Origin of the sequence: Thermomonas carbonis (assembly GCF_014396975.1) — a bacterium.
In the GTDB taxonomy this organism is placed as follows: Bacteria; Pseudomonadota; Gammaproteobacteria; order Xanthomonadales; family Xanthomonadaceae; genus Thermomonas; species Thermomonas carbonis.
The window spans coordinates 2,145,687-2,171,559 of the sequence record NZ_CP060719.1 but is presented as its reverse complement, the minus strand read 5'-3'; the positions used below and the strand labels follow the sequence as shown (position 1 = coordinate 2,171,559).

At 66.8% G+C, this 25,873-nt stretch carries 26 protein-coding genes and 1 pseudogene; 6 read left to right on the top strand and 21 right to left on the bottom strand.

All coding sequences use genetic code 11. The features are described 5' to 3' along the window. Positions 1–3: 3 nt before the first annotated feature. From putP to rlmE, 5 genes are all read right to left on the bottom strand, one after another. Positions 4–1,497 (bottom strand): sodium/proline symporter PutP, encoded by a 1,494-nt coding sequence (gene putP, locus H9L16_RS10010; protein WP_187551568.1) that lies wholly within the window; start codon positions 1,495–1,497, stop codon positions 4–6. Between the two features lie 53 nt (positions 1,498–1,550). Continuing rightward, entirely contained in the window at positions 1,551–2,351 is an 801-nt protein-coding gene (locus H9L16_RS10005; protein ID WP_187551567.1) for a cytochrome c, read from the bottom strand. Positions 2,352–2,412: 61 nt separating this feature from the next. Beyond that, positions 2,413–3,306, bottom strand: coding sequence for a dihydropteroate synthase (folP, locus tag H9L16_RS10000; protein WP_187551566.1), 894 nt, complete (start codon positions 3,304–3,306; stop codon positions 2,413–2,415). A gap of 69 nt (positions 3,307–3,375) precedes the next feature. Further along, positions 3,376–5,277 (bottom strand): ATP-dependent zinc metalloprotease FtsH, encoded by a 1,902-nt coding sequence (ftsH, locus tag H9L16_RS09995; protein WP_187551565.1) that lies wholly within the window; start codon positions 5,275–5,277, stop codon positions 3,376–3,378. Positions 5,278–5,330: 53 nt separating this feature from the next. After that, positions 5,331–5,993 (bottom strand): 23S rRNA (uridine(2552)-2'-O)-methyltransferase RlmE, encoded by a 663-nt coding sequence (gene rlmE, locus H9L16_RS09990; RefSeq protein WP_187554140.1) that lies wholly within the window; start codon positions 5,991–5,993, stop codon positions 5,331–5,333. A 69-nt stretch (positions 5,994–6,062) separates the two neighbouring features. Here rlmE and yhbY point away from each other — a divergent pair, with 69 nt between their 5' ends. Next, a complete protein-coding gene (gene yhbY / locus H9L16_RS09985) occupies positions 6,063–6,368 on the top strand; it encodes a ribosome assembly RNA-binding protein YhbY (RefSeq protein WP_187551564.1) in 306 nt (101 codons plus the stop codon). 15 nt (positions 6,369–6,383) lie between these two features. Further along, positions 6,384–6,758, top strand: a complete 375-nt coding sequence (locus H9L16_RS09980; RefSeq protein WP_187551563.1) for an Mth938-like domain-containing protein — start codon at positions 6,384–6,386, stop codon at positions 6,756–6,758. 30 nt (positions 6,759–6,788) lie between these two features. Here the strand turns inward: H9L16_RS09980 and H9L16_RS09975 are convergent, their stop codons facing one another. Genes H9L16_RS09975 through surE form a run of 4 tightly spaced genes read right to left on the bottom strand, consistent with a single transcriptional unit; the run spans position 6,789 to position 9,720 of the window. Beyond that, positions 6,789–7,595, bottom strand: a complete 807-nt coding sequence (locus tag H9L16_RS09975; RefSeq protein ID WP_187551562.1) for a peptidoglycan DD-metalloendopeptidase family protein — start codon at positions 7,593–7,595, stop codon at positions 6,789–6,791. Between the two features lie 3 nt (positions 7,596–7,598). Then, positions 7,599–8,240, bottom strand: coding sequence for an exopolysaccharide biosynthesis protein (locus tag H9L16_RS09970; RefSeq protein ID WP_187551561.1), 642 nt, complete (start codon positions 8,238–8,240; stop codon positions 7,599–7,601). Continuing rightward, positions 8,237–8,935 (bottom strand): protein-L-isoaspartate(D-aspartate) O-methyltransferase, encoded by a 699-nt coding sequence (locus tag H9L16_RS09965; protein WP_187551560.1) that lies wholly within the window; start codon positions 8,933–8,935, stop codon positions 8,237–8,239. The genes H9L16_RS09970 and H9L16_RS09965 overlap by 4 nt, the downstream gene beginning before the upstream one ends. After that, positions 8,932–9,720 carry a 5'/3'-nucleotidase SurE gene (gene surE, locus H9L16_RS09960; protein WP_187551559.1) on the bottom strand — a complete coding sequence of 263 codons (789 nt, stop codon included), beginning with the start codon at positions 9,718–9,720 and terminating at the stop codon, positions 8,932–8,934. The genes H9L16_RS09965 and surE overlap by 4 nt, the downstream gene beginning before the upstream one ends. Before the next feature lie 88 nt (positions 9,721–9,808). Here surE and H9L16_RS09955 point away from each other — a divergent pair, with 88 nt between their 5' ends. After that, positions 9,809–10,363, top strand: a complete 555-nt coding sequence (locus tag H9L16_RS09955; RefSeq protein WP_187551558.1) for a Smr/MutS family protein — start codon at positions 9,809–9,811, stop codon at positions 10,361–10,363. On the opposite strand, the gene truD is transcribed toward H9L16_RS09955, so the two are convergent. The 10 genes from truD to H9L16_RS09905 all read right to left on the bottom strand — a co-directional run bounded on the left by truD (position 10,360) and on the right by H9L16_RS09905 (position 19,643). Beyond that, positions 10,360–11,391 (bottom strand): tRNA pseudouridine(13) synthase TruD, encoded by a 1,032-nt coding sequence (truD, locus tag H9L16_RS09950; protein WP_187551557.1) that lies wholly within the window; start codon positions 11,389–11,391, stop codon positions 10,360–10,362. The two genes, H9L16_RS09955 and truD, sit on opposite strands and share 4 nt — an antisense overlap. Continuing rightward, positions 11,388–11,873: a 2-C-methyl-D-erythritol 2,4-cyclodiphosphate synthase gene (ispF, locus tag H9L16_RS09945; protein ID WP_187551556.1), complete on the bottom strand. Its 486-nt coding sequence runs from the start codon at positions 11,871–11,873 to the stop codon at positions 11,388–11,390. The genes truD and ispF overlap by 4 nt, the downstream gene beginning before the upstream one ends. Next, positions 11,870–12,556 carry a 2-C-methyl-D-erythritol 4-phosphate cytidylyltransferase gene (gene ispD, locus H9L16_RS09940; RefSeq protein WP_187551555.1) on the bottom strand — a complete coding sequence of 229 codons (687 nt, stop codon included), beginning with the start codon at positions 12,554–12,556 and terminating at the stop codon, positions 11,870–11,872. Before ispD ends, ispF begins: the two co-directional genes overlap by 4 nt. Next, the gene (gene ftsB / locus H9L16_RS09935) at positions 12,553–12,882 is read right to left on the bottom strand and encodes a cell division protein FtsB (RefSeq protein WP_187551554.1); all 330 of its coding nucleotides are present in this window, start codon (positions 12,880–12,882) and stop codon (positions 12,553–12,555) included. Before ftsB ends, ispD begins: the two co-directional genes overlap by 4 nt. A gap of 14 nt (positions 12,883–12,896) precedes the next feature. Further along, positions 12,897–14,201, bottom strand: coding sequence for a phosphopyruvate hydratase (gene eno / locus H9L16_RS09930; protein ID WP_187551553.1), 1,305 nt, complete (start codon positions 14,199–14,201; stop codon positions 12,897–12,899). 16 nt (positions 14,202–14,217) lie between these two features. Continuing rightward, positions 14,218–15,051, bottom strand: a complete 834-nt coding sequence (gene kdsA, locus H9L16_RS09925; protein WP_187554139.1) for a 3-deoxy-8-phosphooctulonate synthase — start codon at positions 15,049–15,051, stop codon at positions 14,218–14,220. 2 nt (positions 15,052–15,053) lie between these two features. After that, complete coding sequence (pyrG, locus tag H9L16_RS09920; protein ID WP_187551552.1) at positions 15,054–16,757, bottom strand: CTP synthase; 1,704 nt, start codon at positions 16,755–16,757, stop codon at positions 15,054–15,056. 116 nt (positions 16,758–16,873) lie between these two features. After that, positions 16,874–17,605 (bottom strand): copper homeostasis protein CutC, encoded by a 732-nt coding sequence (locus H9L16_RS09915; RefSeq protein ID WP_187551551.1) that lies wholly within the window; start codon positions 17,603–17,605, stop codon positions 16,874–16,876. A 3-nt stretch (positions 17,606–17,608) separates the two neighbouring features. After that, positions 17,609–18,610, bottom strand: a complete 1,002-nt coding sequence (locus tag H9L16_RS09910; RefSeq protein ID WP_187551550.1) for a glycosylasparaginase — start codon at positions 18,608–18,610, stop codon at positions 17,609–17,611. A gap of 13 nt (positions 18,611–18,623) precedes the next feature. Next, on the bottom strand, positions 18,624–19,643 hold the full coding sequence (locus H9L16_RS09905; RefSeq protein WP_229796599.1) for a glucokinase: 1,020 nt from the start codon (positions 19,641–19,643) through the stop codon (positions 18,624–18,626). Positions 19,644–19,789: 146 nt separating this feature from the next. On the opposite strand from H9L16_RS09905, the pseudogene parE reads away from it, so the two are divergent. From parE to H9L16_RS09890, 3 genes and pseudogenes are all read left to right on the top strand, one after another. After that, a pseudogene (gene parE / locus H9L16_RS09900) lies at positions 19,790–21,678 on the top strand (DNA topoisomerase IV subunit B). A 95-nt stretch (positions 21,679–21,773) separates the two neighbouring features. Next, positions 21,774–22,928, top strand: coding sequence for a hypothetical protein (locus H9L16_RS09895; RefSeq protein ID WP_187551549.1), 1,155 nt, complete (start codon positions 21,774–21,776; stop codon positions 22,926–22,928). Positions 22,929–22,954: 26 nt separating this feature from the next. Further along, a complete protein-coding gene (locus H9L16_RS09890) occupies positions 22,955–23,737 on the top strand; it encodes an alpha/beta hydrolase family protein (RefSeq protein ID WP_187551548.1) in 783 nt (260 codons plus the stop codon). Positions 23,738–23,788: 51 nt separating this feature from the next. Here the strand turns inward: H9L16_RS09890 and hutG are convergent, their stop codons facing one another. Both hutG and H9L16_RS09880 read right to left on the bottom strand, forming a co-directional pair. Next, a complete protein-coding gene (gene hutG / locus H9L16_RS09885) occupies positions 23,789–24,589 on the bottom strand; it encodes an N-formylglutamate deformylase (RefSeq protein WP_187551547.1) in 801 nt (266 codons plus the stop codon). Between the two features lie 7 nt (positions 24,590–24,596). Continuing rightward, the gene (locus H9L16_RS09880) at positions 24,597–25,868 is read right to left on the bottom strand and encodes an NAD(P)/FAD-dependent oxidoreductase (RefSeq protein WP_229796600.1); all 1,272 of its coding nucleotides are present in this window, start codon (positions 25,866–25,868) and stop codon (positions 24,597–24,599) included. Between the last annotated feature and the right edge of the window lie 5 nt (positions 25,869–25,873).

Here is a 25,873-nt window from a genome sequence, read left to right as displayed (position 1 = left end):
GGCTCAGTAGCCCTGTTCGCGCAGGCTCAGCTGTACCTGCCGGTGACGCGCCAACACGTCCGCACTCGGCGCGCGCGACAACAGGCTGCCGGCCACGATCGCGATGCTGGCGACGATCACCCCCGGCACCATTTCGTACAACGCGCTGCCGGTGTATTTCCACAGGATCACCGTGGCCGCACCGGCCAGCATCCCGGCCAATGCGCCACTTCGGGTCATCCGCGCCCAGAACAGCGAGAACAGCACCACCGGGCCGAACGCGGCACCGAAGCCGGCCCACGCGTAACTGACCAGGCCCAGCACGCGGCTCTGCGGATCGCGGGCGATGAAGATCGCCACCAGCGCGATCCCCAGCACCATCGCCCGGCCAATCCAGACCAGCTCGCGCTCGCTGGCATGCGGCCGCAGGAATCCGCGATAGAAATCCTCGGTGAGCGCGCTGGAGCAGACCAGCAACTGGCAGGACAGCGTGCTCATGATCGCGGCCAGGATAGCCGACAGCAGCACCCCGGCGATCCACGGGTTGAACAACACATTCGACAGCGCGATGAACACGCGCTCGTGGTTCTCGCCGACCACACCCGCCTGTTGCGGATGCTCGGCGAAATAAGCAATGCCGAAGAACCCGGTGGCCATCGCACCGCACAGGCACAGCACCATCCATGTCATGCCGATGCGCCGCGCCTGCGGGATCACCGCCAGCGAATCCGCCGCCATGAACCGCGCGAGGATGTGCGGCTGGCCGAAGTAGCCCAGCCCCCAGGCCAGCAAGGACACGATGCCGACCAGGCCCAGCTCGCCGCCCTTGAACCAGTCGAGTTTCGCCGGATCCAGTTGCTCGACCGCACGCAGGCTCTCGCCGAAGCCGCCGGTGCTGATCATCACGATCACCGGTGTGAGGATCAGCGCGAAGATCATCAGCGTGGCCTGCACGGTGTCGGTCCAGCTGACCGCCAGGAAGCCGCCGATCAGGGTGTACAGGATGGTCGCTGCCGCGCCCCACCACAGCGCCTGCGCATACGACAGGCCGAACACGCTTTCGAACAGGCGCGCGCCGGCCACGATCCCGCTGGCGCAATACACCGCGAAGAACACCAGGATGACCAGCGCGGACACGATCCGCAGCAACTTGCCGTCGGCGGCAAAACGGGTGGTGAAGTAGTCGGGCAAGGTCAGCGCGTTGTCGGTGCGCTCGGTGTACACGCGCAACGGCCCGGCCACGAATTTCCAGTTCGCCCACGCACCGAGCACCAGGCCGATCGCGATCCACGCTTCCGAGACGCCGGACAGGTACAGCGCGCCGGGCAAGCCCATCAGCAACCAGCCGCTCATGTCCGATGCGCCGGCAGACAACGCGGTCACGTAACCGCCCAGCGATCGTCCGCCGAGGATGTAATCGTCGAAGTCGCGGGTGCGCTTCCACGCCACCACGCCGATGCCGATCATCGCCAGCAGGTAGATCCCGAAAGTGATCAGCAGTGGCGTGCTGGCGGTCATGCGTGCCTCCCCGTGGCGTTCGCGGGGAGCTTACCGCAGGCGAGCGCCCGCGCTCAGCGCGAGTCGAGGTACAGCTTCAGCGCCGCGACCTCGGCATCGGTCAGCACCGAAAACCGGTATGCGGCGACCTCGCTCATCATCCCGGTCTTCGACTTGCCGCCGGTGGCGATCTCGCCGGTCTTCATCAGCCGCGCGAATTTCTCCGCGGTGTACGCCTTGGCGACGACCAAAGACGGCGAGTCATCCTCTGGCCCCCAGCCGTTGAGGTCGCGTCCGTGGCATTCGGTGCAGGTGGTCATGGCGAGGTACTTGCCCAGCGCCAGCGGTTCCACGGGCCGCGTCGCTGGCGGCACGTTGCCGGGATCCGCCTTCACATCATCCAGGTAGGGCAGCGTGCCATCGGCAATCGCCTTGGCGATGGCCGGGGTGTACTCCGTCTTCGGCAGCGGCGTACTGACCTCGGGCAGTGAACGCAACCAGGCGGTGACGTCGCGCACTTCGCCGTGGCTGAGGTACTGGAACATGTGGATCGGCATGCCCAGCGGGGGGTGGCCATCGTGGGTTTTGCCTTCATGCAGCAAGGCGGCGAATGCGGCATCGTCGTACAGGCGCCGGCGCTCGGTGAGGTTGGGCGCGACCACGCGTCCGACCATCGGGTTCTCCATGAACACGCCGCCGGCCCCGTTCTTCTCATGGCAGGCATTGCAGCCCAGCCGCGTGGCCACGCGCAGGCCTTCGACCGGGTCGCCTTTCGCTTCCGCTTCAACCTTGGCGACAGGTGCTGCCGGCGCGGGCGAAGGTGACTGACCGCAACCGGCAAGCAGGATCAGTACGACGATGACGAGGTGGCGCATCGGAGTTCCTGCTGGATATCGAAGACACCAACGCAGCGAACGCAGGCAAGCGGACAGCGGATCACTCGTCTGGCCAGCGGATCTCGGGCTTCAATTGCACCCGCGGCATCGGCACCGCGGCCAGTGCGTTCCAGATCTTCAATGCATCCACGGTGCCGGCCACATCATGCACGCGCACCAGCAACGCGCCGCGTTGCGCGGCGATCAGGTGCGCGGCGATCGAACCGAAGTTCCTTGCGCGCGGGTCATCGCGGCCGGTCAGTTCACCGATGCTCTTCTTGCGCGACAGGCCGGCCAGTACCGGCACGCCCAGTTCGGTGAAGCGCTGCATCTGAGCGAGCAATTGCAGGTTGTGCTGGGTGCCCTTGCCGAAGCCGAACCCCGGATCCACCACGATGTTCTTCTTGGCGATGCCGGCCATCTCCGCGACGAAGATGCGCTCGGCCAGGAAGCGATGGACCTCGCCGACCACGTCGTCGTAGTCCGGCGCCGACTGCATCGTGCGCGGCTCGCCCTGCATGTGCATCAGCACCACCGGCACGCGGAGCGAGGCAGCAGTATCCAGGGCACCCTCGCGGCGCAATGCGAACACGTCGTTGATCATGCCGGCGCCCGCCTCGACCGCGGCGCGCATCACCTCGGGCTTGGACGTATCGATGCTGATCGGCACCGATGTTTCCTTCGCCAGGCGTTCGATCACCGGGATCACCCGGCGCAGTTCTTCCTCGACCGGCACCTCGTCCGCACCGGGCCGGGTCGACTCGCCGCCGATATCGAGCAGGTCCGCGCCCTCCGCAACAAGCTGCAGGCCATGCGCGACCGCCGCGTCCACGCCGTCATGCGCGCCGCCATCGGAAAACGAATCCGGCGTGACGTTGACGATGCCCATCACCCGCGGCACGTCGAGGCGGAGGATGCGGCCGTTGCAATCGAGTTGCGGGCTGGTGTCGAACATCGCATCACTACCAACGAAAAAGGCCAGAGCGAACTCTGGCCTTTCCGTGCAGGGACGGCAAGGAGGCCGTCAGGTTTGCGGCGCGGGATCCACCAGCACCGGCGCAGTAGGCGTGGACGAATCGTCCTTGCCACCATTGGCCGGCGGCTTGGCCACCCAGCCCGGCGGCGGGGAAGGCGTGCGGCCTTCCATCAGCGCCTTCACCTGGTCGGCATCGATGGTCTCCCACTCCAGCAAGGCAGCGGCCATCGCCTCGACCACGCTGCGCTTGTCTTCCAGGATGCGATGGGCGACGGCGTATTGTTCATCAAGGATGCGGCGGATCTCGGCATCGACCTTCTGCTGAGTGGCCTCAGAGATCGTCTTGTTCTGCAGCCCGAACCCGGAATCCTTGTCGTCGGCATAGACCATCGTGCCGAGCGCATCGGACATGCCGTACTTGGTCACCATCGCACGCGCCAACTTGGTCGCGCGCTCGAAGTCGTTGGACGCGCCGGTGGACATCTGGCCGACGAACAACTCTTCGGCGATGCGGCCACCGAACAGGATCGAGAGCTCTTCGAGCATCTTGTCCTTGTAGTTGCTCAGCGCGTCATGCTCCGGCAACTGCCAGGTCAGGCCCAGTGCCCAGCCGCGCGGCATGATCGTGACCTTGTGCACCGGGTCGGCCTTCGGCAGCGACATCGCCACCACCGCATGGCCGGATTCATGGAAGGCGGTGTTGCGGCGCTCGTCCTCGCGCATGACCATGCTGCGGCGCTCGGGACCCATGTAGATCTTGTCCTTGGCGTCCTCGAAGTCCTGCATGTCGACCTGGGTCTTGTTGCGGCGCGCGGCGAACAGCGCGGCCTCGTTGACCAGGTTGGCCAGGTCGGCACCGGAGAAACCCGGGGTGCCGCGCGCCAGCAGGTCCGCACGCACGTTGTCGTGCAGCGGCACCTTGCGCATGTGCACCTTGAGGATCTGCTCGCGCCCCTTGATGTCGGGCAGGCCGACCATCACCTGGCGGTCGAAGCGACCCGGGCGCAGCAGCGCCTTGTCGAGCACGTCGGGGCGGTTGGTCGCGGCGATCACGATCACGCCCTCGCCACCCTCGAAGCCATCCATCTCCACCAGCATCTGGTTGAGGGTCTGCTCGCGTTCGTCGTGGCCACCGCCCATGCCGGAGCCGCGATGACGACCGACCGCGTCGATTTCGTCGATGAAGATGATGCACGGCGCGTGCTTCTTGGCCTGCTCGAACATGTCGCGCACGCGGCTGGCGCCGACGCCGACGAACATCTCGACGAAGTCGGAACCGGAGATCGAGAAGAACGGCACCTTGGCCTCGCCGGCGATGGCGCGGGCCAGCAAGGTCTTGCCGGTGCCGGGCGGGCCGACCATCAGCACGCCGCGCGGGATCTTGCCGCCCAGCTTCTGGAAGCGGCCCGGATCGCGCAGGAACTCGACCAGCTCGGACACTTCTTCCTTCGCTTCGTCGCAGCCGGCGACGTCTGCGAAGTTGACCTTGGTCTGGTCTTCATTGAGCAGCTTGGCGCGCGAGCGCCCGAACGACATCGCGCCCTTGCCGCCTGCACCGCCACCCTGCATCTGTCGCATCATGAACAGCCAGAATCCGATGATCAGCAGGACCGGCAGGAAATTCAGCACCAGCGACCAGAACGAGATGCCGGAATCCGGCGGTGCCTGGTTGATTTCGACCTTGTGCTCGATCAGGTCGGCGATCAGGTCCTTGTCGCGAACCGGCGCGGTGGTGGTGCCGGTGCTGCCGTCGGTGCGCTCGAACTTGACCGTGCGCTCGTTGCTGGAGATGTCGACCTTCTTGACGCGGTCGTTGTCCACTTCCTGCACGAACTGCGAATACACGACCTCCTGGCTCGCGGCCAGCTTCGGCGAGAAGCTCTGGAACACCACCATCAGCACGGCGGCCACCACGACCCAGAGCAGCAGGTTCTTCGCAAGATCGTTCATGTGTTCGCTTGTCCTTCCTCGACTCTGACTTGGAACGCCGGGCCTTCGCCCACCTATTTGATCTGCGCCAGCTTGCCTTGCGCCAGCGCATATACCTCGGGCGACCGCTTGCGCGAGGCCGCCGGCTTGCGGATCGCCACCTTGGCATAGCGCCGCCGCAATTCCTTCACGTACTCGTCGAACCCGATTCCCTGGAACAGCTTGATCAGGAACGTGCCGCCGATCCGCAACTGGCCGTCGGCGAAGTCCATCGCCAGTTCGGACAGGTGCATCGCGCGCGGCTGGTCCACCGCATCCACACCGCTTTTATTGGGGGCCATGTCGGACAACACAAGGTCGACCCGTTCCCCGCCCAGCATCGCCAACAGGTTGGATAGGACGGCATCCTCCCTGAAGTCGCCATGAAGGAAATCGACCCCGGCCAGGCTTGGCATCTCCAGGATGTCGCTGGCAATGACCCGACCGCGCCGGGCGCTATCCGGCAGGCCGCGTTCCATCTGGTCCAGTTCCTGGCGTACCCATTGCGACCAGCCTCCGGGGGCCGCCCCCAGGTCGACCACGACCATGCCCGGCTTGAGCAGGCGATCGCGGTCGACCAGTTCCTCCAGCTTGTACGCCGCGCGCGAGCGCAGGCCTTCCGCCTGCGCCTTCTTCACGTAGGGGTCGGAGAAATGTTCCTTGAGCCAGCGCTGGCTGGATTTGCTGCGAGTCGCCACGACCGCCGGCCAGATGGGGAAACAGGCCGCCATGATACCCTGCCGCCTGTTTCCGCCCTTTCGTGCCGCATGCCAATTGCCCTCACCAACGCCCAGATCCGTTTCCTGCGCGGCCAGGCGCACGACCTGAAGGCGATGTTGCAAGTCGGCGGCAAGGGGATCACCGATGCACTGGCCGCCGAGGTCGATGGTGCGCTGGAGCATCACGAGCTGATCAAGGTGAAGGTGGCCGCGGACGATCGCGAGGCCCGCGACGCCATGATCGTCGAGCTGGCCGAGCGCAGCGACGCCGTCCTGGTGCAGCGGATCGGCCATGTCGCGGTGCTGTACCGCCCGGCGAAGGACAAGCGGCAGATCGTGCTGCCGCGCGCGTAAGCCACGCCCGGCGCGATGCAGCTCAACCTCGAACGCCCGGATTACACGTACTTTCTTCGCGGTGCCGATGGCAGCGGCGCGCTGGTCAACGAACGCCGCCTGACCCGCAGTTTCATCATCGCGCCGAATGCGCTGGTCGAAGACTGGGCCGTCCACGATGTGCGGACGCTGATCCCCGCCGATCTCGATGCGCTGCTCGCGCTGCAGCCAGCGCTGGTGGTGCTCGGCACCGGCGCGCAGCAGCAATTCCCGCCCGCCGCTGTGATGGCCGCCTGCCTGCAGCGCGGGATCGGGCTTGAAGCGATGACCAACGCGGCCGCCGCGCGGACCTACTCGGTTCTGGCCGGGGAAGGCAGGCGGGTTGTCGCGGGTTTCGTGTTACCCGGCTGAGCCCCACCCGCGTGTGAGGGGCAAACGGGATTACTTCTTCGGCAAGTACTGCTGCGGATCGACCGGCTTGCCGTTGTAGCGGATCTCGAAATGCAGCATGTCGCGCGATGCGCCGCTGCGGCCCATCTCGGCGATCTGCTGGCCGGCCTTGACCAGTTGACCCTCGTTGACCAGGCGCGCGCGGTTGTGGCCGTAAGCGGACAACCATTGATCGTCGTGCTTGACGATCACCAATTCGCCGTATCCGACCAGACCGGAGCCGGAATACACGACCACGCCATCGGCGGCGGCGCGCACCGGCTGCCCGGCCTTGCCGGCAATGTCGATGCCCTGGCGGGTCGGGTTGCCACCGGCATACGTCGCCACCACGTTTCCGTCGGCCGGCCAGCGCCATGCAAGTTTGCTGGTGGCGGGAACCACGACCGGCGTTGGAGCGGGTGGACGCGGGCTGGTCGCCGGCGTTGCGGGCTTTTTGGTCGGGGTGGCTGGCCGCGTGGCGATGCTGCCCTGCCCGCCCGGATACAGACGCAGGCGCTGTCCGGGATGGATCGTGTACGGCGGCGGGATGTCGTTCCACAGCGCCAGGTCGAGCGCGGTCAGGCCATTTTCGGTGGCGATGCGGTAAACGTTCTGGCCACGCTGGACCAGTACCGTCGCGCCATACTTGGGCTGCGACACCCGCACCGGGCTGTCCGCGCCGCGGGGCCGCGACGACGCGCCTTCGCGAACAACATGGCTCCGCCCGCAACCCGCAACCGCGGCAAGCACAAAGACCACTGCCATCCATTCGAGAGGACGCGCCACTCCCACCTCGTGCGTTTTCCCTTGCGTGGCCATGACTCAGCCTAGCCCGAAGTGCTTGAACATTTCCTTCACCGCCAACCCGCCGCCGCCGATCAGCACGCTGAAGTAGACGATGGTGGCGATATTGGCCAGATGCCCCAGCAACACTGCGCCACCATCCTTCTGCAGGAACCCGATGGCGAACAACAGCAGCGCGATCGCCGGCAAGGTATTGCTGAACGGCACGAATCCGAACGGTGCCATCAGCAGCAATGCCGCGAGAATGAAGGCGAGGTTGTTGATCACACCCGCCATCCCGCCCTGCGCGAGCGCGGGGAGCCGCTGCGGTCGGCTGATTTTCTCCAGCCTGCGCACCCACACCAGCCCCCGATCCAACGCCGGACGCAGGCGGGAAGTGGGGATGCTGCGCCCGCGCAGGCGCGCGGGAAGCCACAGCGGTTTGCCGCGCAGGCGACTCAGACCGACCAGCAGGATCGCCGCGCCGAACGCGGTACTCACCCCGGGGATCGACACCGGAATCAGGAAGACCAGGGTCAGGAAAATGGTCAGCAGCAACAATCCGTCATTGCCGAACTGGTCGAGCAAATCGCCGAGCGCCATCGACCCATCGGGCAGGCGAGCGATCATCGCCAGCAATTGCTGGCGCAACGAGGAGTCAGCCAGCGGGTCCGCAGTCATGCGTCCACCATCCCGGACAGCAGTGGCACGAAGACCACAGGCCCCAGGTCGCGCTGGACGATCGCACCCTCCGCGTCCTTGCGCAGCCACAGCAACGACTGGCCGCCCGATGGGCCAACGGGTGCGATCAGGGTGCCGCCCGGCGCCAGCTGGGTGCTCAGCGCATCCACCAGCGATGCTGCCGCGGCGGTGACGATCACGCCATCGAACGGCGCTTCCTCCGGCCAGCCGATGCGGCCGTCGTCGTGCTTGCTTCGCACGTGCAGGCCCAGCGTGCGGAAGCGCTTGCGGGCAGTGCGCAGCAGGTCGCCGATGCGCTCCACCGTGAACACCTCGACGCCCAGCGCGGCCAGCACCGCCGCCTGGTAGCCGGAGCCGGTGCCGATCTCCAGCACCCGCTTCGGCATGCCCTGCTGCAGCAGCACTTCAGTCATCCGCGCGACCACCCACGGCTGCGAGATCGTCTGCCCGTGGCCGATCGGCAAGGCGTTGTTCTCGTAGGCGCGCATCGCCAGCGCTTCATCGACGAACTGATGGCGCGGCACCGTGCGGATCGCATTGAGCACGCGCTCGTCGGTGATTGCCTCGTAGTCGGCGGATCCGGCGCGCAGCCAGTCGATCAGCCGGTCGCGCACGCGCTGCCCGGTCAGGCCGCTGCCGATGTCGGCCGGCTGCAGGCGCATGCGAGCGATCACTTGGCTGGCTCCAGCGTCGTCGCCAGCCCGCCGACCCAGCTCGCCACCTGCTCCAGCGCCTGGTAGCGGGTCAGGTCGACGTGGATCGGGGTGATCGAGATGTGGCCGGTGCGCACCGCATGGAAATCGGTGCCGGGGCCGGCGTCCTGCTCGATGCCCGCAGCGCCGATCCACCACCACTGGCGGCCGCGCGGATCCTGCTGCGGCGTGCATGCCTCGGCGCGATGACGATTGCCGAGGCGGCTGGTCTCGAAGCCGCGGATCTCATCCCACGGCAGGTCCGGCACGTTGACGTTGAGGATGGTGTTGGCCGGCAGCGGATCGGTACGCAGGCGCGCGATGATCTCCACCGCCGCCTTCGCCGCGGTCTCGTAATGACGGCCGTTGTGGTCGGCGGTGACCAAGGACATCGCCACCGCCGGCAGGCCCAGGAAACGCCCTTCCATGGCTGCGGCGACGGTGCCGGAATAGATCACGTCGTCGCCGAGGTTGGCAGTATTGTTGATGCCGGAGACCACGATGTCGGGCTCCAGGCCTGCCGTCTCCAGCATGCCGGTGATCGCCACGTGCACGCAGTCGGTGGGCGTGCCGTAAACCTTCCACCTGCGGTCATCGATCTGCACCACGCGGATCGGTGCATCCAGCGTCAGCGAATTGCTCGCGCCGCTGCGGTCGCGATCCGGGGCCACCACGATGACCTCGTGGCCGGCTTCGCGCAGGCCGTGCGCCAGCGCCTGGATACCGGGGGCGTCGACGCCATCGTCGTTGCTGACAAGGACCCGCATGGCGCTACGACATCGCTACATTCTGCATGCGGCCATGATACCGGATGCGATCACCGGCGCTGCCCGCGCTTCGCGGTAACCTGCGCCGATGCGCAAGGCCCCACCCGAACTCGACGACCGCGACGACGCCGAGCTGTTCCGCGCCGCGATCGGTGCCGACCGCGGCAAGGTGCGCGCCCTGCCGGAAACGCCGTTGCCGCCCTCGCCGCCGAAACCCAAGCCCTCGGCAAAAATGGCGCGCCGCGACGAGGATGCCGCCCGCGACGAGTTCCAGCATGCAGTGATTGCTTCGCTGGAAGCCGGCGACGTGCTCAGCCACCGCCGCGACGAGATCCCGCCGCTGGTGCTGAAACGGCTGGCGCGTGGCGAGTATTCGCCGCAGGAAGAGCTGGACCTGCACGGGCTACCGGCGCACATCGCCGAATCCCTGCTGCGCGAATTCCTGCGCGACTGCCGCATTCATGGCGTCGGTTGCGTGCGCATCATTCACGGCAAGGGTCGCAACTCGGAAGAACGCCTGCCGGTACTGAAGAATCTGGTCGACCGGGTGTTGCGCCAGCGCGCCGACGTGCTCGCCTTCCATTCGCCGCCGGTCGCGCAAGGCGGCACCGGGGCGGTGCTGGTGTTGCTGGAGAAGCGCTAGGGCGAAGCCGCGTCGGTGACTTCGCCCAACTCGCGCAATATGGTTGTCGCATAACAACCCGGCGGCAGCGCAAAGCGCACTTCCAGGGCATCGTCATCGCGCCATGTCCATGCAAGGTCCGATGGCCGCAAACGCAGCGCGCGCCGCTCCTGCTTCAGCCCTGCACGCTCCAGCCCCTCGCGGATGCGTGCTGCGGTATCACCTCCAAGCGCGGCCAACTCGACGTGGCGTGCGACATCGTCACTGCGCAACTCGCCCTCGCCCCACAACGGGCCGGTGGGATGGATATCGAATGCATCGAGCCGCGTTTGCAGTTCGTCCGTGAACGCCTCGGGGCCGAACACGCTGCGACTGCCGTCGAGCATCCACACCTCACCATCGAGCGCCGCGTTCCACGTGACTGCGTCGACACGTGCTGCCAGCACACGGTTGAACAATGCGGAACGGGCGGCCGACAACAGCATCGCGCGCTCCTCGCGCTTGAACCGGCGACCGGCGAACATCGCCACCGCCTGCTGCACGTTGTTTCCACCACGACCGAAGCGCTGTTCTCCGAAATAGTTCGGCACGCCTTGTGCGGCGATCGCCTGCAGGCGTGATTCGATCGCCGCACGTTCGCCATCGACATCGCGCAACACCAGCACGAAGCGATTGCCCGCCAGCGCACCGCGCGGCAGCTTGCGCACATGCCAGGCGTGGCCAAGCACGCGCAGGTCGTCGGACTGCAGGGTCTCGATGTCGGGCGCGACTCTTTTCGGCAACCACACGCTGAACCGCTGCCGGGTCACCGCATGCCGATCCTTCATCCCGGCCTGTCCGACCGCGGATTCGTCCACACCTGCCCACGTCGCGATGCGCTTGGCGGCAAACGTGGTGTTCATGCCGCGCTTCTCGACTGTCAGCAGCAGGTGCTCGCCAGCACCACTTGCTTCGAACGCAGGCAGTTCCTCGACGAAGAAATCCTCCGGCGAGGTGCGGATGCGTGCGGCCAACACCGGCGCGCCATGCGCGCGCGCGGGTTCGGTCACGTTCGCACCAGCAGGCAGACCGCCTGCGCGGCGACACCTTCGCGGCGGCCGGTGAAACCGAGGGTTTCGGTGGTGGTGGCCTTGACGCTGACGGCATCGACGTCGATGCCGAGGTCGTCCGCGATCACCTCGCGCATGGCCTGCGCATGCGGGCCGACCTTGGGCCGCTCGCAGATGACGGTGATGTCGCAGTTGCCGACGCGCCAGCCACGCTCGTGCAACAGCGCATCGCATTGACGCACGAATGCCCGGCTGTCGGCGCCCTTCCAGCGCGCGTCGGAGGGTGGGAAATGGATGCCGATGTCGCCCAGCGCCAGCGCGCCAAGCATGGCGTCGCACAAGGCATGCAACACCACGTCGCCATCGCTGTGCGCCAGCACGCCGCGGTCGTGGGCGATGCGGACACCGCCGAGCATCACGTGGTCGCCGTCGCCGAAGGCGTGCACGTCGAAGCCATGGCCGATGCGGATGTCGATGCTCATGCGCGCCTCGCCAACAGGAATTCCGCCAGCGCCAGGTCGGCGGGCGTAGTGACTTTCAGGTTGTCCTCGCGGCCTTCCACCAGCGCGGGATGCAGGCCCAGGCGCTCGACTGCCATCGCCTCGTCGGTGGCCACGACGCCGTCAGCCTTCGCCGACTGCAGCGCCCGCAGCAACAGGTCGCGACGGAAAGCCTGCGGTGTCAGTGCGCGCCACAGGCCATCGCGCGATTCCGTCCGCGCGATGCGGGCACCGGCACCGGATCGCTTCAGCGTATCGCGCACCGGCGCGGCCAGAATCGCGCCATCTGGGCAGGTCTTCGCGGCTTCGATGAGTTTGCGGATGTCATCGGCATGCAGGTTGGGACGGGCGGCGTCGTGGACCAGCAACAGCACATCTTTGGACACACCGGCCGGTAACGCATGCAATGCCGCCAGCACCGAATCCGCGCGTTCGCCGCCGCCGATGCAGGTGATCACCGACTTGCCATGAAATGACGCCAAACCTGGCCAATGCGCATCATCCGCCGCCAGCGCAACCACCACGCCATCGACGCCGGCATGCGACAGCAAGGCATCCAGCGCATGTTCGATCAGCGGTTTGCCGGCGGCGCACAGGTATTGCTTGGGCACCTCGCCACCGAAGCGGCGACCGCTGCCGGCGGCGGGAACCAGCGCCCAGCTCACGGGCTTGCGGCCGGCGTCGGTGCAGGCGTGGCAGCACCGGCAGGCGCATCCTCGACCACGCGATAAAACGTTTCGCCCGGCTTGACCATGCCCAGCTCGCTGCGCGCCCGCTCCTCGACCGCGGCCTCGCCGGACTTGAGGTCCTCGACTTCGGCCGCAAGCGCGCCGTTGCGTTCCTGCAGCCTCAGGTTTTCCGCCTGCTGCGTGGCCACCTGCTGACGCAGCGCGGAAACCTCGCCATGCCCGCCGTTGCCGAGCCAGAGAGTGTACTGCAGGCCCGCCAGCAGCAATGCCAGCAACAGCAGCAGCACGCGCACCGGCTTCACCTGCTGGTTGCCTCTCAGCGCGCGAGCGAGACGAACGCGGCGCGTCCGGCGTAGCGTGCCTCGCTGCCGAGCTGCTGTTCGATGCGCAGCAGCTGGTTGTACTTGGCGACGCGATCGCTGCGGCACAGCGAGCCGGTCTTGATCTGGGTCGCGGTGGTGGCCACCGCGATGTCGGCGATGGTGGTGTCCTCGGTTTCGCCCGAGCGATGCGAAATCACCGCCGCGTAGTGCGCGCGCTCCGCCATCGCGATCGCTTCCAGCGTCTCGCTCAAGGTGCCGATCTGGTTGACCTTGATCAGGATCGCGTTGGCCACGCCCTGGTCGATGCCGTCCCTGAAGATGCGCGGGTTGGTGACGAACAGGTCGTCGCCGACCAGTTGCACCTTGCCGCTGAGGCGTTCGGTCAGCAGCTTCCAGCCGGCCCAGTCGTCCTCGGCCAGGCCGTCCTCGATCGAGATGATCGGGTACTGCGCAGCCCAGTTGGCCAGGAAGTCGACGAACTGCTCCGAGGTCAGGCGCTTGCCTTCGCCGGTCAGGTTGTATTTGCCGTTCTCGAAGAACTCGCTGGCCGCACAGTCCAGGCCCAGCAACACGTCCTCGCCAGCCTTGTAGCCGGCCTTGCCGATCGCTTCGAGGATCGTTTCCAGCGCTTCCTCGTTGCTGCGCAGGTCCGGCGCGAAGCCGCCCTCGTCGCCGACCGCCGTGCTCAGGCCGCGGCCCTTCAGCACCGACTTCAGCGCATGGAAGATCTCGGTGCCGCTGCGCATCGCCTCGGAGAACGAATCGAAGCCGACCGGCAGGACCATGAATTCCTGCAGGTCGACGTTGTTGTCGGCATGCGCGCCGCCGTTGATGATGTTCATCATCGGCACCGGCAGGCTCGGCTGCCAACCGGCCGGGTGCTCGCTGATCGAGGCCAGGTGGCGCCACAGTGGCAGCTTCTTCGACGCCGCAACCGCATGCGCATTGGCCATCGACACCGCCAGCAGCGCATTCGCGCCGAGCCGGCCCTTGTTCTCGGTGCCGTCGAGGTCGATCAGGCGCTTGTCCAGGCCCTGCTGGTCCTGCGCATCGAAGCCCTTGAGCATGTCGGCGATCGCGCCATTGACGTTGCCCACGGCTTTCAGCACGCCCTTGCCCAAGTAACGGGTCTTGTCGCCATCGCGCAACTCGACCGCTTCCTTGGTGCCGGTGGAGGCACCAGACGGCACCAGCGCGCGACCGAAGCTGCCGTCGGCCAGGGTGATCTCCGCTTCAAGCGTGGGATTGCCGCGGCTGTCGAGGATCTCGCGGGCGTGGACGTTGCTGATCGTGGTCATCGAGGGGGTCGTCGGCTCAGAGGGAGGATTCGGCGAAGCCGGCGCGCTTGGTGATCGCATCGAGCTCCAGCATGGTTTCGAGCAGGGCTTCCATCTTGCCGAGTGGCCAGGCATTCGGGCCGTCGGACAGTGCCTTGCTCGGGTCGGGATGGGTTTCCATGAACACACCGGCCACGCCAACCGCGACCGCCGCGCGCGCCAGCACCGGCACGAATTCGCGCTGGCCACCGCTGCTGCTGCCCTGCCCGCCCGGCAACTGCACCGAATGGGTGGCGTCGAAGACGACCGGGCAACCGGTGTCGCGCATCACCGCGAGGCTGCGCATGTCGGAGACCAGGTTGTTGTAGCCGAAGCTGGCGCCGCGCTCGCAGACCATGATGTTGGGGTTGCCGGTGGACTTCGCCTTCTCGACGACCGGCTTCATGTCCCACGGCGACAGGAACTGGCCCTTCTTGATGTTGACCGGCTTGCCGGTGGCGCAGACCTTGGTGATGAAGTCGGTCTGCCGGACCAGGAACGCCGGGGTCTGCAGCACGTCGACGACCGACGCGACCTCGTCCATCGGCGTGTATTCGTGCACGTCGGTGAGCACCGGAACGCCGAGCTGGCGCTTGACCTCGGCCAGCACGCGCAGGCCCTCTTCCATGCCGGGCCCGCGGAAGCTGCCGATCGAGGTGCGGTTGGCCTTGTCGAAGCTCGACTTGAAGATGAAGTTGATGCCGAGCCGCGCGGTGATCTCCTTCAGCTGGCCCGCGACGTCGAGCTGCAGTTGTTCACTTTCGATCACGCAGGGACCGGCGATCAGGAACAGGGGCCGGTCCAGGCCGACCTCGAAACCGCACAGTTGCATGCTCATGCTGCTACCTCGCTGAGGCTGCTCTCATTGAGCAACCGGCCGCCGGCCTTGCGCTCGCGCGCGGCGCGGATGAAGCCGACGAACAACGGATGCCCGTGGCGCGGCGTCGACAGGAATTCGGGATGGGCCTGGCAGGCCAGGAACCACGGATGCGCATCCTGCGGCAGTTCGACCATCTCCACCAGCAGGTCGTCCATCGACTTGGCCGAGATCACCAGGCCGGCCGCTTCCAGCTGCGTGCGATAGCGGTTGTTGAACTCGTAACGATGGCGATGGCGCTCGCCGACCACGTCCTGGCCGTAGAGCTTGTGCGCCAGCGTGCCGGGCTTGATCCGCTGTTCCTGGAGGCCCAGGCGCATGGTGCCGCCGAGGTCGCTGCCCTCGCTGCGGCGCTCGACGTCGCCGGACTGGGTGCGCCACTCGGTGATCAGGCCGATCACCGGATGCGTGGTTGCGCGGTCGTTCTCGGTGCTGTTGGCGCCTTCCAGCCCGGCGATGTTGCGCGCCACGTCCACGGCGGCCGCCTGCATGCCGTAGCAGATGCCGAAGTACGGCACGCGCTGCTCGCGTGCGTGCTTCGAGGTCAGCACCTTGCCCTCGAAGCCGCGGTCGCCGAAGCCGCCCGGCACCAGGATGCCGTCCACGCCGGCCAGCACCGTGTCTGCACCACCGCGCTCGACGTCCTCGGCCTCCAGCCACTTCAGGTTGACCCGGGTGCGCTGGCGGATGCCGCCGTGCTTGAGCGCCTCGCCGACCGACTTGTAGGCGTCCTTGTGGTCCACGTACTTGCCGACCACCGCGATGGTGACTTCATCGATCGGATGTTCGGCGGCATCGACCACCGCGTCCCATTCGGACAGGTCGGCGACCGGCGCGGCCTTGCCCTGCAGGCGGAATTGATCGACCACCAGCTGGTCCAGCTGCTGGCCATTGAGCCAGCGCGGGATCTTGTGGATGTTGTCCTGGTCGATCACCGAAATGACCGCTTTTTCAGGGACGTTGGTGAACAACGCGATCTTGCGGCGCTCGCCATCCGGCAACGGCTGCTCGCTGCGGCAGAGCAGCACGTCGGGCTGGATGCCGATGCTGCGCAGTTCCTTCACCGAATGCTGGGTGGGCTTCGTCTTCAACTCGCCTGCCGCCGCGATGTACGGGATCAGGGTGAGGTGCACGAACATCGCCATGTCCTGGCCGCGCTCGATGCGGAGCTGGCGGATGGCTTCGAGGAACGGCAGCGATTCGATGTCGCCGACGGTGCCGCCGATCTCGACCAAGCCCACGTCATAGCCGGCGGTCGCGGCGTCGATGCAGCGCTTGATTTCGTCGGTCACGTGCGGGATCACCTGCACGGTGCCGCCGAGGTAGTCGCCGCGACGTTCCTTGCGGATCACCGCCTCGTAGATCTTGCCGGTGGTGATCGAGTTCAGGCCGGACAGGCGCGTATTGACGAAGCGCTCGTAGTGGCCGAGGTCGAGGTCGGTCTCGGCGCCGTCGTCGGTGACGTAGACCTCGCCATGCTGGAACGGACTCATCGTGCCCGGATCGACGTTGAGGTAGGGGTCCAGCTTCATCATCGTGACTTTGAGGCCACGGGCTTCGAGGATGGCAGCGAGCGAGGCGGCAGCGATGCCCTTGCCAAGCGAGGACACCACGCCCCCGGTGACGAAGACGAGCGGGGTGTGGGATGCGGGGGAGGTCATGGCGTCGGCACGGCGCTGGAAAGCGGCATTCTAGGCGAAGCGCCCGGTCGCTGCACGCGCCGGCTGCGTCCGTATCGACGGAAACCATTGATCCGCAACGGGAAAACCCGACCGGTTCAGGTTTCGGCGTCGAGCGCCTGCCGTAGCCGCCGCACCAGCTCTTGGCTGCTGCGCCAATGGCCGCGGGCCAGTCCCGCCGGCCCTTCGCGGCCGATGCCGGGTTGGAATTCGCGGGCCGAGGCGTGGAAATCGCGAGCGCCGGTCGCGCGCGCCACCGCCCCGATGTTTCCGGGATTGAGTCCCGCGCCCGGCATCAACGCGATCCGGCCATCGGCATGGGCGATGTCGGCCGCGATCACCGCCGCGCCGTGCTCCGCGCTGTCCGCGCCACCCGAGGTGAGGACGCGCTCGCAGCCCAGCGCGACCACGGCATCGAGTGCCGCGTGGCGATCGGCGACGCAATCGAACGCGCGATGGAAGGTCACGCCCAGGGAACCCGCCGCCGCGACCAGCACCCGGCAACCCGCCACGTCGACGGCACCACCGGCATCCAGCATGCCGATGACGATGCCATCGCAGCCCAGCCGTGCACAGGCCTCGACATCGCGATGCATCGATTCCAGTTCTGCCGGCGAATAGACGAAATCCCCCGCGCGCGGGCGTATCAACACGTACAGCGGGATGCGCAGGCGTTCGCGCGCCAACGCGATCATCCCGAACGACGGCGTGACGCCGCCCCCATCGAGGCTGCCGCACAACTCGACGCGATCCGCGCCACCCGCCTGTGCGGCCAGGGCCGACTCCAGCGAACCCGCCGCGATCTCCAGCAGCCGCCGCAACGACCCCATCCGTCAGGTCTTCGTTGTCGTGTAGACCGACGGCGATTCCAGCAACGCGTCCTGCCGCTGCGCGTCGCAGACCGCGTAGACGAAGCCCTGGTGCAGCGCGAACGCGCCGACCTCACCATGCGTGTTCATAGCGAGGAAGCAGACCTGCAGCGACTTGCTCGCCTCCGGGCGCTTCTTCACCACCCGCTCGATCGCGCCGCGGCAGGCATCCGCCGGCGAGAGGCCCTGCCGCATCAGTTCCACGACCAGGAAACTCGCCGCGTTGCGCAGCATCTCCTCGCCAACGCCGGAGGCAGTCGCGCCGCCGACCTGGTCGTCCACGTACAGGCCCGCGCCGATGATCGGGCTGTCGCCGACCCGGCCGTGCATCTTCCAGGCCATGCCGCTGGTGGTGCAGGCACCGGCCATGCGGCCATCGCGACCGAGAGCGAGCATGCCGATGGTGTCGTGGTTCTCGCGATTGCCGGGGATGCCGCGACGCTCCGCATTGATCTCGGGCTGGTAGCGGGAAGTCTCCAGCCATTCGCGCCATGCCTGCTCCGCCTCCGGCGTGCGCAGGCTATGCGGCGTGAAGCCTTCGGCAATCGCGAATTGCCTGGCGCCATCGCCGACCAGCAGCACGTGCGGCGTTTTCTCCATCACCTTGCGGGCAACCGAGATCGGATGGTCGATGTCCTGCAACGCCGCCACCGCGCCGCAACTGCCGTCGCCTTGCATGATGCTGGCGTCCAGGGTCACGAAACCGTCGCGATCCGGGTAGCCGCAGCGGCCGACGGTCGAATTGCACTGCCCGGTTTCCGCCCAGCGCGCGCCGGCTTCGACCGCGTCGAGCGCATTTCCGCCCGCGGCGAGGACCTGCCAGGCCTCGCGATTGGCGGGCACGCCGAAATCCCAGGTCGACACGACTTTAGCGTCGGTCGATGCGGGCACGGCACGTGCAGTCGGCAACATTGCCGCTCCCGCGGCCATCAGGGAGGACTGCAGGAATCGGCGTCGCGACGACATGGGAATTCCCCGGTCAGGAAGGATGGTGGGCGGCATGCCACGCAGCCGCGCCGATGATGCCGAGCTGGCCATGCTCGACCGTGTAAACGGGCACGTCACGCAGGGTATCGGACAGGACCCCCTTGTCGAGGAAGCGCTGCATGAAGCCGCCTTGCCGCAGGTAGTGGTCGAGGTGCCCGGCCAGGCCACCGGCCAGGCACACCGACCCGGCGCGGAAGGTGAGCGCCAGGTCGCCGGCAAAGCTGCCCAGCCAGCGGCAGAACAGCGCGGCGCATTCGGCGGCGAGCAGGTCGCTGCCTGCATCCGCGGCATCGACCAGCTCGGAGGGCGCATTCCAGTGCGGCTGCATGCCGCGCAGTTCGCACAAGGCTTGATAAAGGTTGATCAGCCCGGGGCCAGAGAGCACGCGCTCGTTGTCGACATGGCCGAAGCGCGACTGCAGCAGGCGCACCACGTCGAGCTCCAGCGGCGTGCTTGCCGCCAGCGTCGCGTGTCCCGCCTCGCTGGGCTGCACGCCGACACGACCGCCCTGGTCGATCACCAGCGCGGCGCCCAAGCCGGTGCCCGGGCCGACCAGCAACACCGGCAGGCGCAGGCCCTGGCCATCGCCCTCACCCAGCACCTGCAACTCGGCGACCGGGATCTGCGGCAGCGCCCATGCCAGCGCCTCGAAGTCGTTGATCAGGTGCAGGTGTTCGATGCCGGCCTCGCGGCGGGTTTCGGCCAGCGACACCGGCCACGGCAGGTTGCTGTTGAGCAACTGGTCGCCCTGCAGCACCCCGGCGATGGCGACCACGCAGGCCACCGGGAATGATCCGGCCTGCGCCGCCTCGCATTCCGCGCGGAATTGTCGAAGGATCGCGGCCAGCCCCGCATGTTCGGAGCAGGAATAGCGGCGATGGAACCGCACGTGGATGCCATCGTCGGCATCCACGCCGACCAGTCCCAGCCGGGCATAGGTTCCACCCACGTCCGCGGCAATCAATCGCGCGCCGGGTCCGTCCCCCGCCACGCCCATGTCGGCATCCAGCACTCGCAAGCTCCCGTGGCCGACGATGCGCCTGCCCCAGCGTCGATTGTATCGGCCATGTCCACGCGGCACGCGCGCACGGGCGTGCAAATCCCGATCCAAGGCCACACACTGGCCGCCCCTTGCGCCCGGCCACGCTGATCGAACGAATGAATACCCGCTACAACGCCGCCGACATCGAAGTCCTGTCCGGCCTGGACCCGGTCAAGCGCCGGCCCGGCATGTACACCGACACCACCCGCCCCAACCACCTGGCGCAGGAAGTCATCGACAACGCTGTGGACGAGGCGCTGGCCGGCCACGCGCGCGCGATCAGCGTCACGATGCACGAGGACGGCAGCTGCGAAGTCTCCGACGACGGCCGCGGCATGCCGGTCGACATCCATCCGGAGGAGAAGATCCCCGGCATCGAACTGATCCTCACCCGGTTGCACGCAGGCGGCAAGTTCAGCAACAAGAACTACACCTTCAGCGGCGGCCTGCACGGCGTGGGCGTGAGCGTGGTCAATGCGCTGTCGAAGCATGTCGACGTGTTCATCAAGCGCGACGGCAACGAATACAGGATGAGCTTCAAGGACGGCGACCGCGCATCGCCGCTTGAAGTCGTCGGCAGCGTGGGCAAGAAGAACACTGGCACCCGCCTGCGTTTCTGGCCGGACCCGAAGTATTTCGATACGCCCAAGTTCAACCTGCGCGCGCTGCGTCATCTGCTGCGCGCGAAAGCGGTGCTCTGCCCGGGCTGACCGTCACACTTTTCGATGAAGTCAGCGGCGAGCGCAACGAGTGGCACTACGAAGACGGCCTGCGCGACTATCTGAAGGGCGAACTGGCCGAGCGCGAATTGCTGCCGCCGGAACTGTTCGTCGGCACCCTGAAGAAAGACACCGAGATCGTCGACTGGGCGGTGGCGTGGATCGCCGAGGGCGAGCTGGTGCAGGAGAGTTACGTCAACCTGATCCCCACCGCGCAGCACGGCACCCACGTCAACGGCTTGCGCACAGGGTTCACCGACGCGCTGCGCGAGTTCTGCGACTTCCGCAACCTGCTGCCGCGTGGCGTGAAACTCGCGCCGGAAGACGTGTGGGACCGCGTCGCCTTCGTGCTGTCGCTGAAGATGACCGACCCGCAGTTCAGCGGGCAGACCAAGGAACGCCTGAGTTCGCGCCAGGCCGCGGGCTTCGTCGAAGGCGCGGCGCACGATGCGTTTTCGCTGTGGCTGAACCAGCACACCGAATACGGCGAGAAGATCGCCCAGCTCGCGATCGAACGCGCATCGGCACGCCTGAAAACCGAAAAGCAGATCGTCCGCAAGAAGGTCACCCAGGGCCCGGCGCTGCCCGGCAAGCTGGCCGACTGCATTTCGCAGGATCTCTCGCGCACCGAGCTGTTCCTGGTCGAAGGCGATTCCGCCGGCGGCAGCGCGCGGCAGGCGCGCGACAAGGATTTCCAGGCGATCCTGCCCCTGCGCGGCAAGATCCTGAACACCTGGGAAGTCGCTTCGGGACAGGTGCTGGCCTCGCAGGAAGTGCACGACCTCGCTGTCGCGATCGGTTGCGACCCTGGCAAGGAGGCCATCGACGGCCTGCGCTACGGCAAGGTGGTGATCCTGGCCGATGCGGACTCCGACGGCCTGCACATCGCCACCCTGCTCTCGGCGTTGTTCCTCAAGCATTTTCCGTCGCTGGTCGCGGCCGGCCACGTGTTCGTGGCGATGCCGCCGCTGTTCCGCGTGGACGTGGGCAAGCAGGTGTTCTACGCGCTGGACGAAGAAGAAAAGCGCCTGCTGCTGGAGAAGATCGCCCGCGAGAAACTCAAGGGCCAGGTCAACGTGACCCGCTTCAAGGGCCTCGGCGAGATGAATCCGCAGCAGTTGCGCGAATCCACCATGCACATCGACACCCGCCGCCTGGTGCAGCTCACCGTCGACGACGACGATGCCACCCGCGGACTGATGGACATGCTGCTGGCGAAAAAGCGCGCCGGCGATCGCAAGGCGTGGCTGGAGCAGAAGGGCGACCTGGCGACGCTGGAAGTGTGAATGCGTTCACCCGGGCGCGGCAAATCGGTTGGGGCATTTTTCGCGAGGCGTTATCCTCGTCCCCTACCGATCAGCCAAGCCGGAGTGCGTTGCCGATGAAACCTTCCGCCACCGTTGTCGCTGTCGCGACCATGGCCCTGATCGTACCCATTCAATCCGTCGCACAGGTACCGACCGCGATGGATTTCGCCAGGAATGGCGAAGTGTCCGAGGTATCGCTGTCTCCAGATGGCCGCCACATCGCGATGGCCGTGCCGTTGCCCGATGGCGTCGAGACCCAGCTGCAGATCATTCCGCTGGACGGCAAGGGGGAAGTCAAGGCGATGCGCTTCGGGCGGCAGAACCACGTGACCGACATCCTGTGGAGCTCCAACGAGCAGATCGTGGTGGCCCGTGCCAAGAAAGAACCGCTCGAGGAGGCACCACGCAGCCAGGGCGAACTGATGAGCACGGACACGTCCGGCAAGAATCAGGAAACCCTGTTCGCCTACATCGAAAACGACGTGTCGCGGCGCGCGCGGCGCTCGGACGAAGGGCGCGCCTCCGTCGTCAAGGTGCTGCACGACGAGCCGAACAAGGTCCTGGTCGACTTCACCGCCTGGCCCACCAAGCTCAGCGACGAGAAGCTGACCACGGTCATCTACAAGGTGGACACCGTCAGCGGCGAGCGCCGGGAAATCGAACGCACGGACGAGACGGCGGTCTTCCAGTTCGATTACAGCGGCCGTGCGCGCATGAAGATCACGAGGGACAGGAACGACCATCCGGTCCTGATGTACCGGCCGGGCAGCGACAATGCCTGGATGCCGGTGCCGAAGACGCTGGCCGGCTACAGCATGAGCCTGTCGCATGTCGAATCGGACGACAACACCGCCTACGCGCTGATCATCGACAAGGACGAACCCGCCCAGCTCTACAAGGTCGACCTGACGAAGGGCAGCCGGGTCCGCCTGGCCGGCCGCGACGACGAGGAGATCGCCGGGATCATGTACGGCGGCTTTCGTGGCGCGCCGTTCGCAGTCACCTACGACGAGTCGAAGCTCTCCGTGCAGTACCTGGATCCCGCGTCCGAGTGGTCCAAGCTACACGCCGGCCTGATGAAGGCCTTTCCCGGCCAGATGGTGACCTTCCACAACACCACGCGCGACAACAACACGCTGCTGTTCTCGACCTGGGGGATCGCAACCCCGGCAGCTACTACCTGCTCGACCGCGGCGCGGGCAACAAGCTGCAACTGGTCAAGCATGTGAAGCCGTGGCTGAAGGAATCCAGCCTGTTGCCGACCCGCCCCATCAGTTTCCAGACCCGCGACGGCCTGACCCTGCACGGGCTTTACACGGCACCGGCCGGCGGCGGCGCTCGCGGGATGGTGGTGATGCCCCACGGCGGTCCGCACGGCATCTATGACAGTTGGGGTTACGATCCCGATGCGCAGTTCCTCGCCAGCCGCGGATATGGCGTTTTGCAGGTCAACTTCCGCGGCTCGGGCGGGCGCGGCGAGAGGTTCGAGCAAAGCGGTTACCTGCAGTGGGGCGGCAAGATGCAGGACGACCTGGCGGATGGGGTCAAATGGGCCGTCGACAACAAGGTCGCCGATCCCGCACGGATCTGCACCTACGGCTCCAGCTATGGCGGTTATGCCGCGCTGATGCAGACGATCCGCTATCCCGAGCTGTACAAGTGCGCGATCGGCTACGTCGGCGTCTACGACCTTCAGGTGATGAAGAAGGAAGGCGATATCACCTACCGCGCCTCGGGCAATCGCTATCTGGACCGGGTGCTCGGAACCGACGCGGCCGTGCTGAAAGCGTGGTCGCCTGCGCAGAATGTCGACAAGATCAAGGTACCCGTATTCCTGGCGCAGGGCTCGATCGACAAGCGCGTGCCGATGGACCAGTTCAACGCGCTCAAGAACGCGTTCAAGGATTCCGCCGTGCCGGTCGAAACCATGGTCGCCCAGGGCGAAGGTCATGGCTTCTACAAGCCGGAAAACATCGCCCAGTTTTACACCCGCATGGAAGCGTTCCTGGTGAAACACATCGGTCCCGGCGCGAAGTAGACGCAGGATCCGCAGGTTCCCCGAAGGGCGGCGCAAGCCGCCCTTCGTCGTTCAGGGTGCCAGCGTCGCCACCAGCAACGCGCGCAACAGCGGCTGCAGCTGCGCTGCCTTCGCTTGCTCGTAGGCGAAGCTGTCTTCATCCATGTAGGTGCGTTGGCTGATCTCGAGTTGCACCGCGTCGATGCCGCCTGCCGGCGTGCCGTAATGGCGGGTGATGTGGCCGCCCTTGAAGCGGCCGTTGGCGACCCAGCCATAGTCGATCTGCGACGCGAGTTCGGCCTCGATGCGCGCCTGCAGGGCCGGCGAACAACTCGCCCCATTCGCAGTGCCCAGGTTGAGATCCGGCAGGCGGCCATCGAACAGGAACGGCAGGTCGCTGCCGCGGATCGAATGGCCTTCCCACAACGCCACGCGCCCGTGCGCGGCGCGCAGGCGATCCAGTTCTCCACGCAACGCCGCGTGATACGGCCGCCAATAGGTGTCGATGCGCGATGCGACCTCATCGGCATCGGGTTCGCGGCCTGGCAGGTAGATCGGCTCGCCGGTGAAGCGCACCAGTGGCACCAGACCGGTGGTGTTCTGACCGGGATACAGGCTGGTATCGTCCTCGCCGCGATTGAGGTCGATCACGTAGCGCGAATATTTCGGCACCAGGATCGATGCGCCCAGGTCGCGGGCGAAGTCGTACAGCCGCGACACATGCCAGTCGGTATCGGGTGCGACGCGCGCCCGCGGCGTCATTCGCGCCTGCAAGGCTTCCGTGATCAGGCTGCCGTCGTGCGGCAGGCTGAGCAGCAGCGGCGCAGTGCCGCGATGCAGGGTGAAAATTTCGCTGGAATGCACGTCGCTCATGGCCGGCTCATGCGAAGCGTGCCGGATCGAATGGCGCGGGATCGATCGCCGGGGTTCGACCATCGATCAGGTCGGCCAGCAACTGGCCGGTGCCCGCGCTCATGCCCACGCCCATCATGCCGTGGCCCACTGCCAGCCACAGGTGCCGGTGGCCGGGCGCGCGGCCGAGCAACGGAATGTCGTCGCGGCTCATCGGCCGCCAGCCGAACCATTTTTCGCGCAACTCGGGGCCGACCGGTTCGTGCAGGAACTGGCGCGCACCGCGCTCCAGTGCGCCAAGCCGTTGTTCGTTGAGGCGGCTGTCGTAACCGGAAAATTCCATGGTGCTGCCCAGGCGGAACCCGCCCGGCCAGGACGAAACGCACACCGACGGCCCATGCAGGATCATCGGCCGCTTCGGCACCAGCGCTGGCCGGCTGTAGGTCATCGAATAGCCCTTGCCGGGCTGGATCGCCTTGCGCAGCCACGGCAGACCGATCTCACGGGCGATGCGCGGCGACCAGGCCCCGGTCGCGATGACTGCATCGCGTGCGTGCAGCCTGCCCTGCGCCGTGATAGCGACCACGCCGTCATTGCCCGCTTCCAGCGAATGCAGGGCGCAATCCTCGATGATGCGTCCGCCGCTTTCGCGCACGACGCGCGCGAGTTCCGCCACATAACGGTCGGGGCGCAACGCGGCATCGCCGCTGAAGCGGATCGCGCCGGCCACACCGGGCTTCAGCGCAGGCTCCTGGGCTTCATACGCAGCGCCATCGAACAGTTCGACGTCGATGCCGAGGTCGCGCAGCAACGGGATCTCGTGCATCTCGCTGGCCATCGTGCGCTGGTCCCGGAACACGTAGTCCTCGCCGCTCTCGACGAAGTCGCAGTCCAGGCCATAGTCCTCGATCCAGCGCTGCACGCGCAGGCGCGAGTCGGCGAGCATGGTGTACTTCGCGCGCGCGCTGGCCTCCCAGTCGCGGAGGTTGCAGCGCAGGGCGAACCCGGCCATCCAGCGCCACAGCAGCGGGTCGAAGCGCGGCGGCACGAATAGCGGCGCATCCTTCTTGAACATCCAGCGCATCGCCTTGGCGATCGTGCCCGGCGCGGCGAGCGGCGTTGCGTGGCTCGGGGTCAGCGTCCCGCAATTGCCATGCGAGGCACCGCCGCCGATACGGCCGGCATCGATCACCGTGACGCCGCGGCCATCGTTCAACAGCGCCAATGCGGTGGCCAGTCCGGATACCCCGGCACCGACCACCAGCACATCGATTGACTCCGGTTGCCCGCTTGCGCTCACGATGT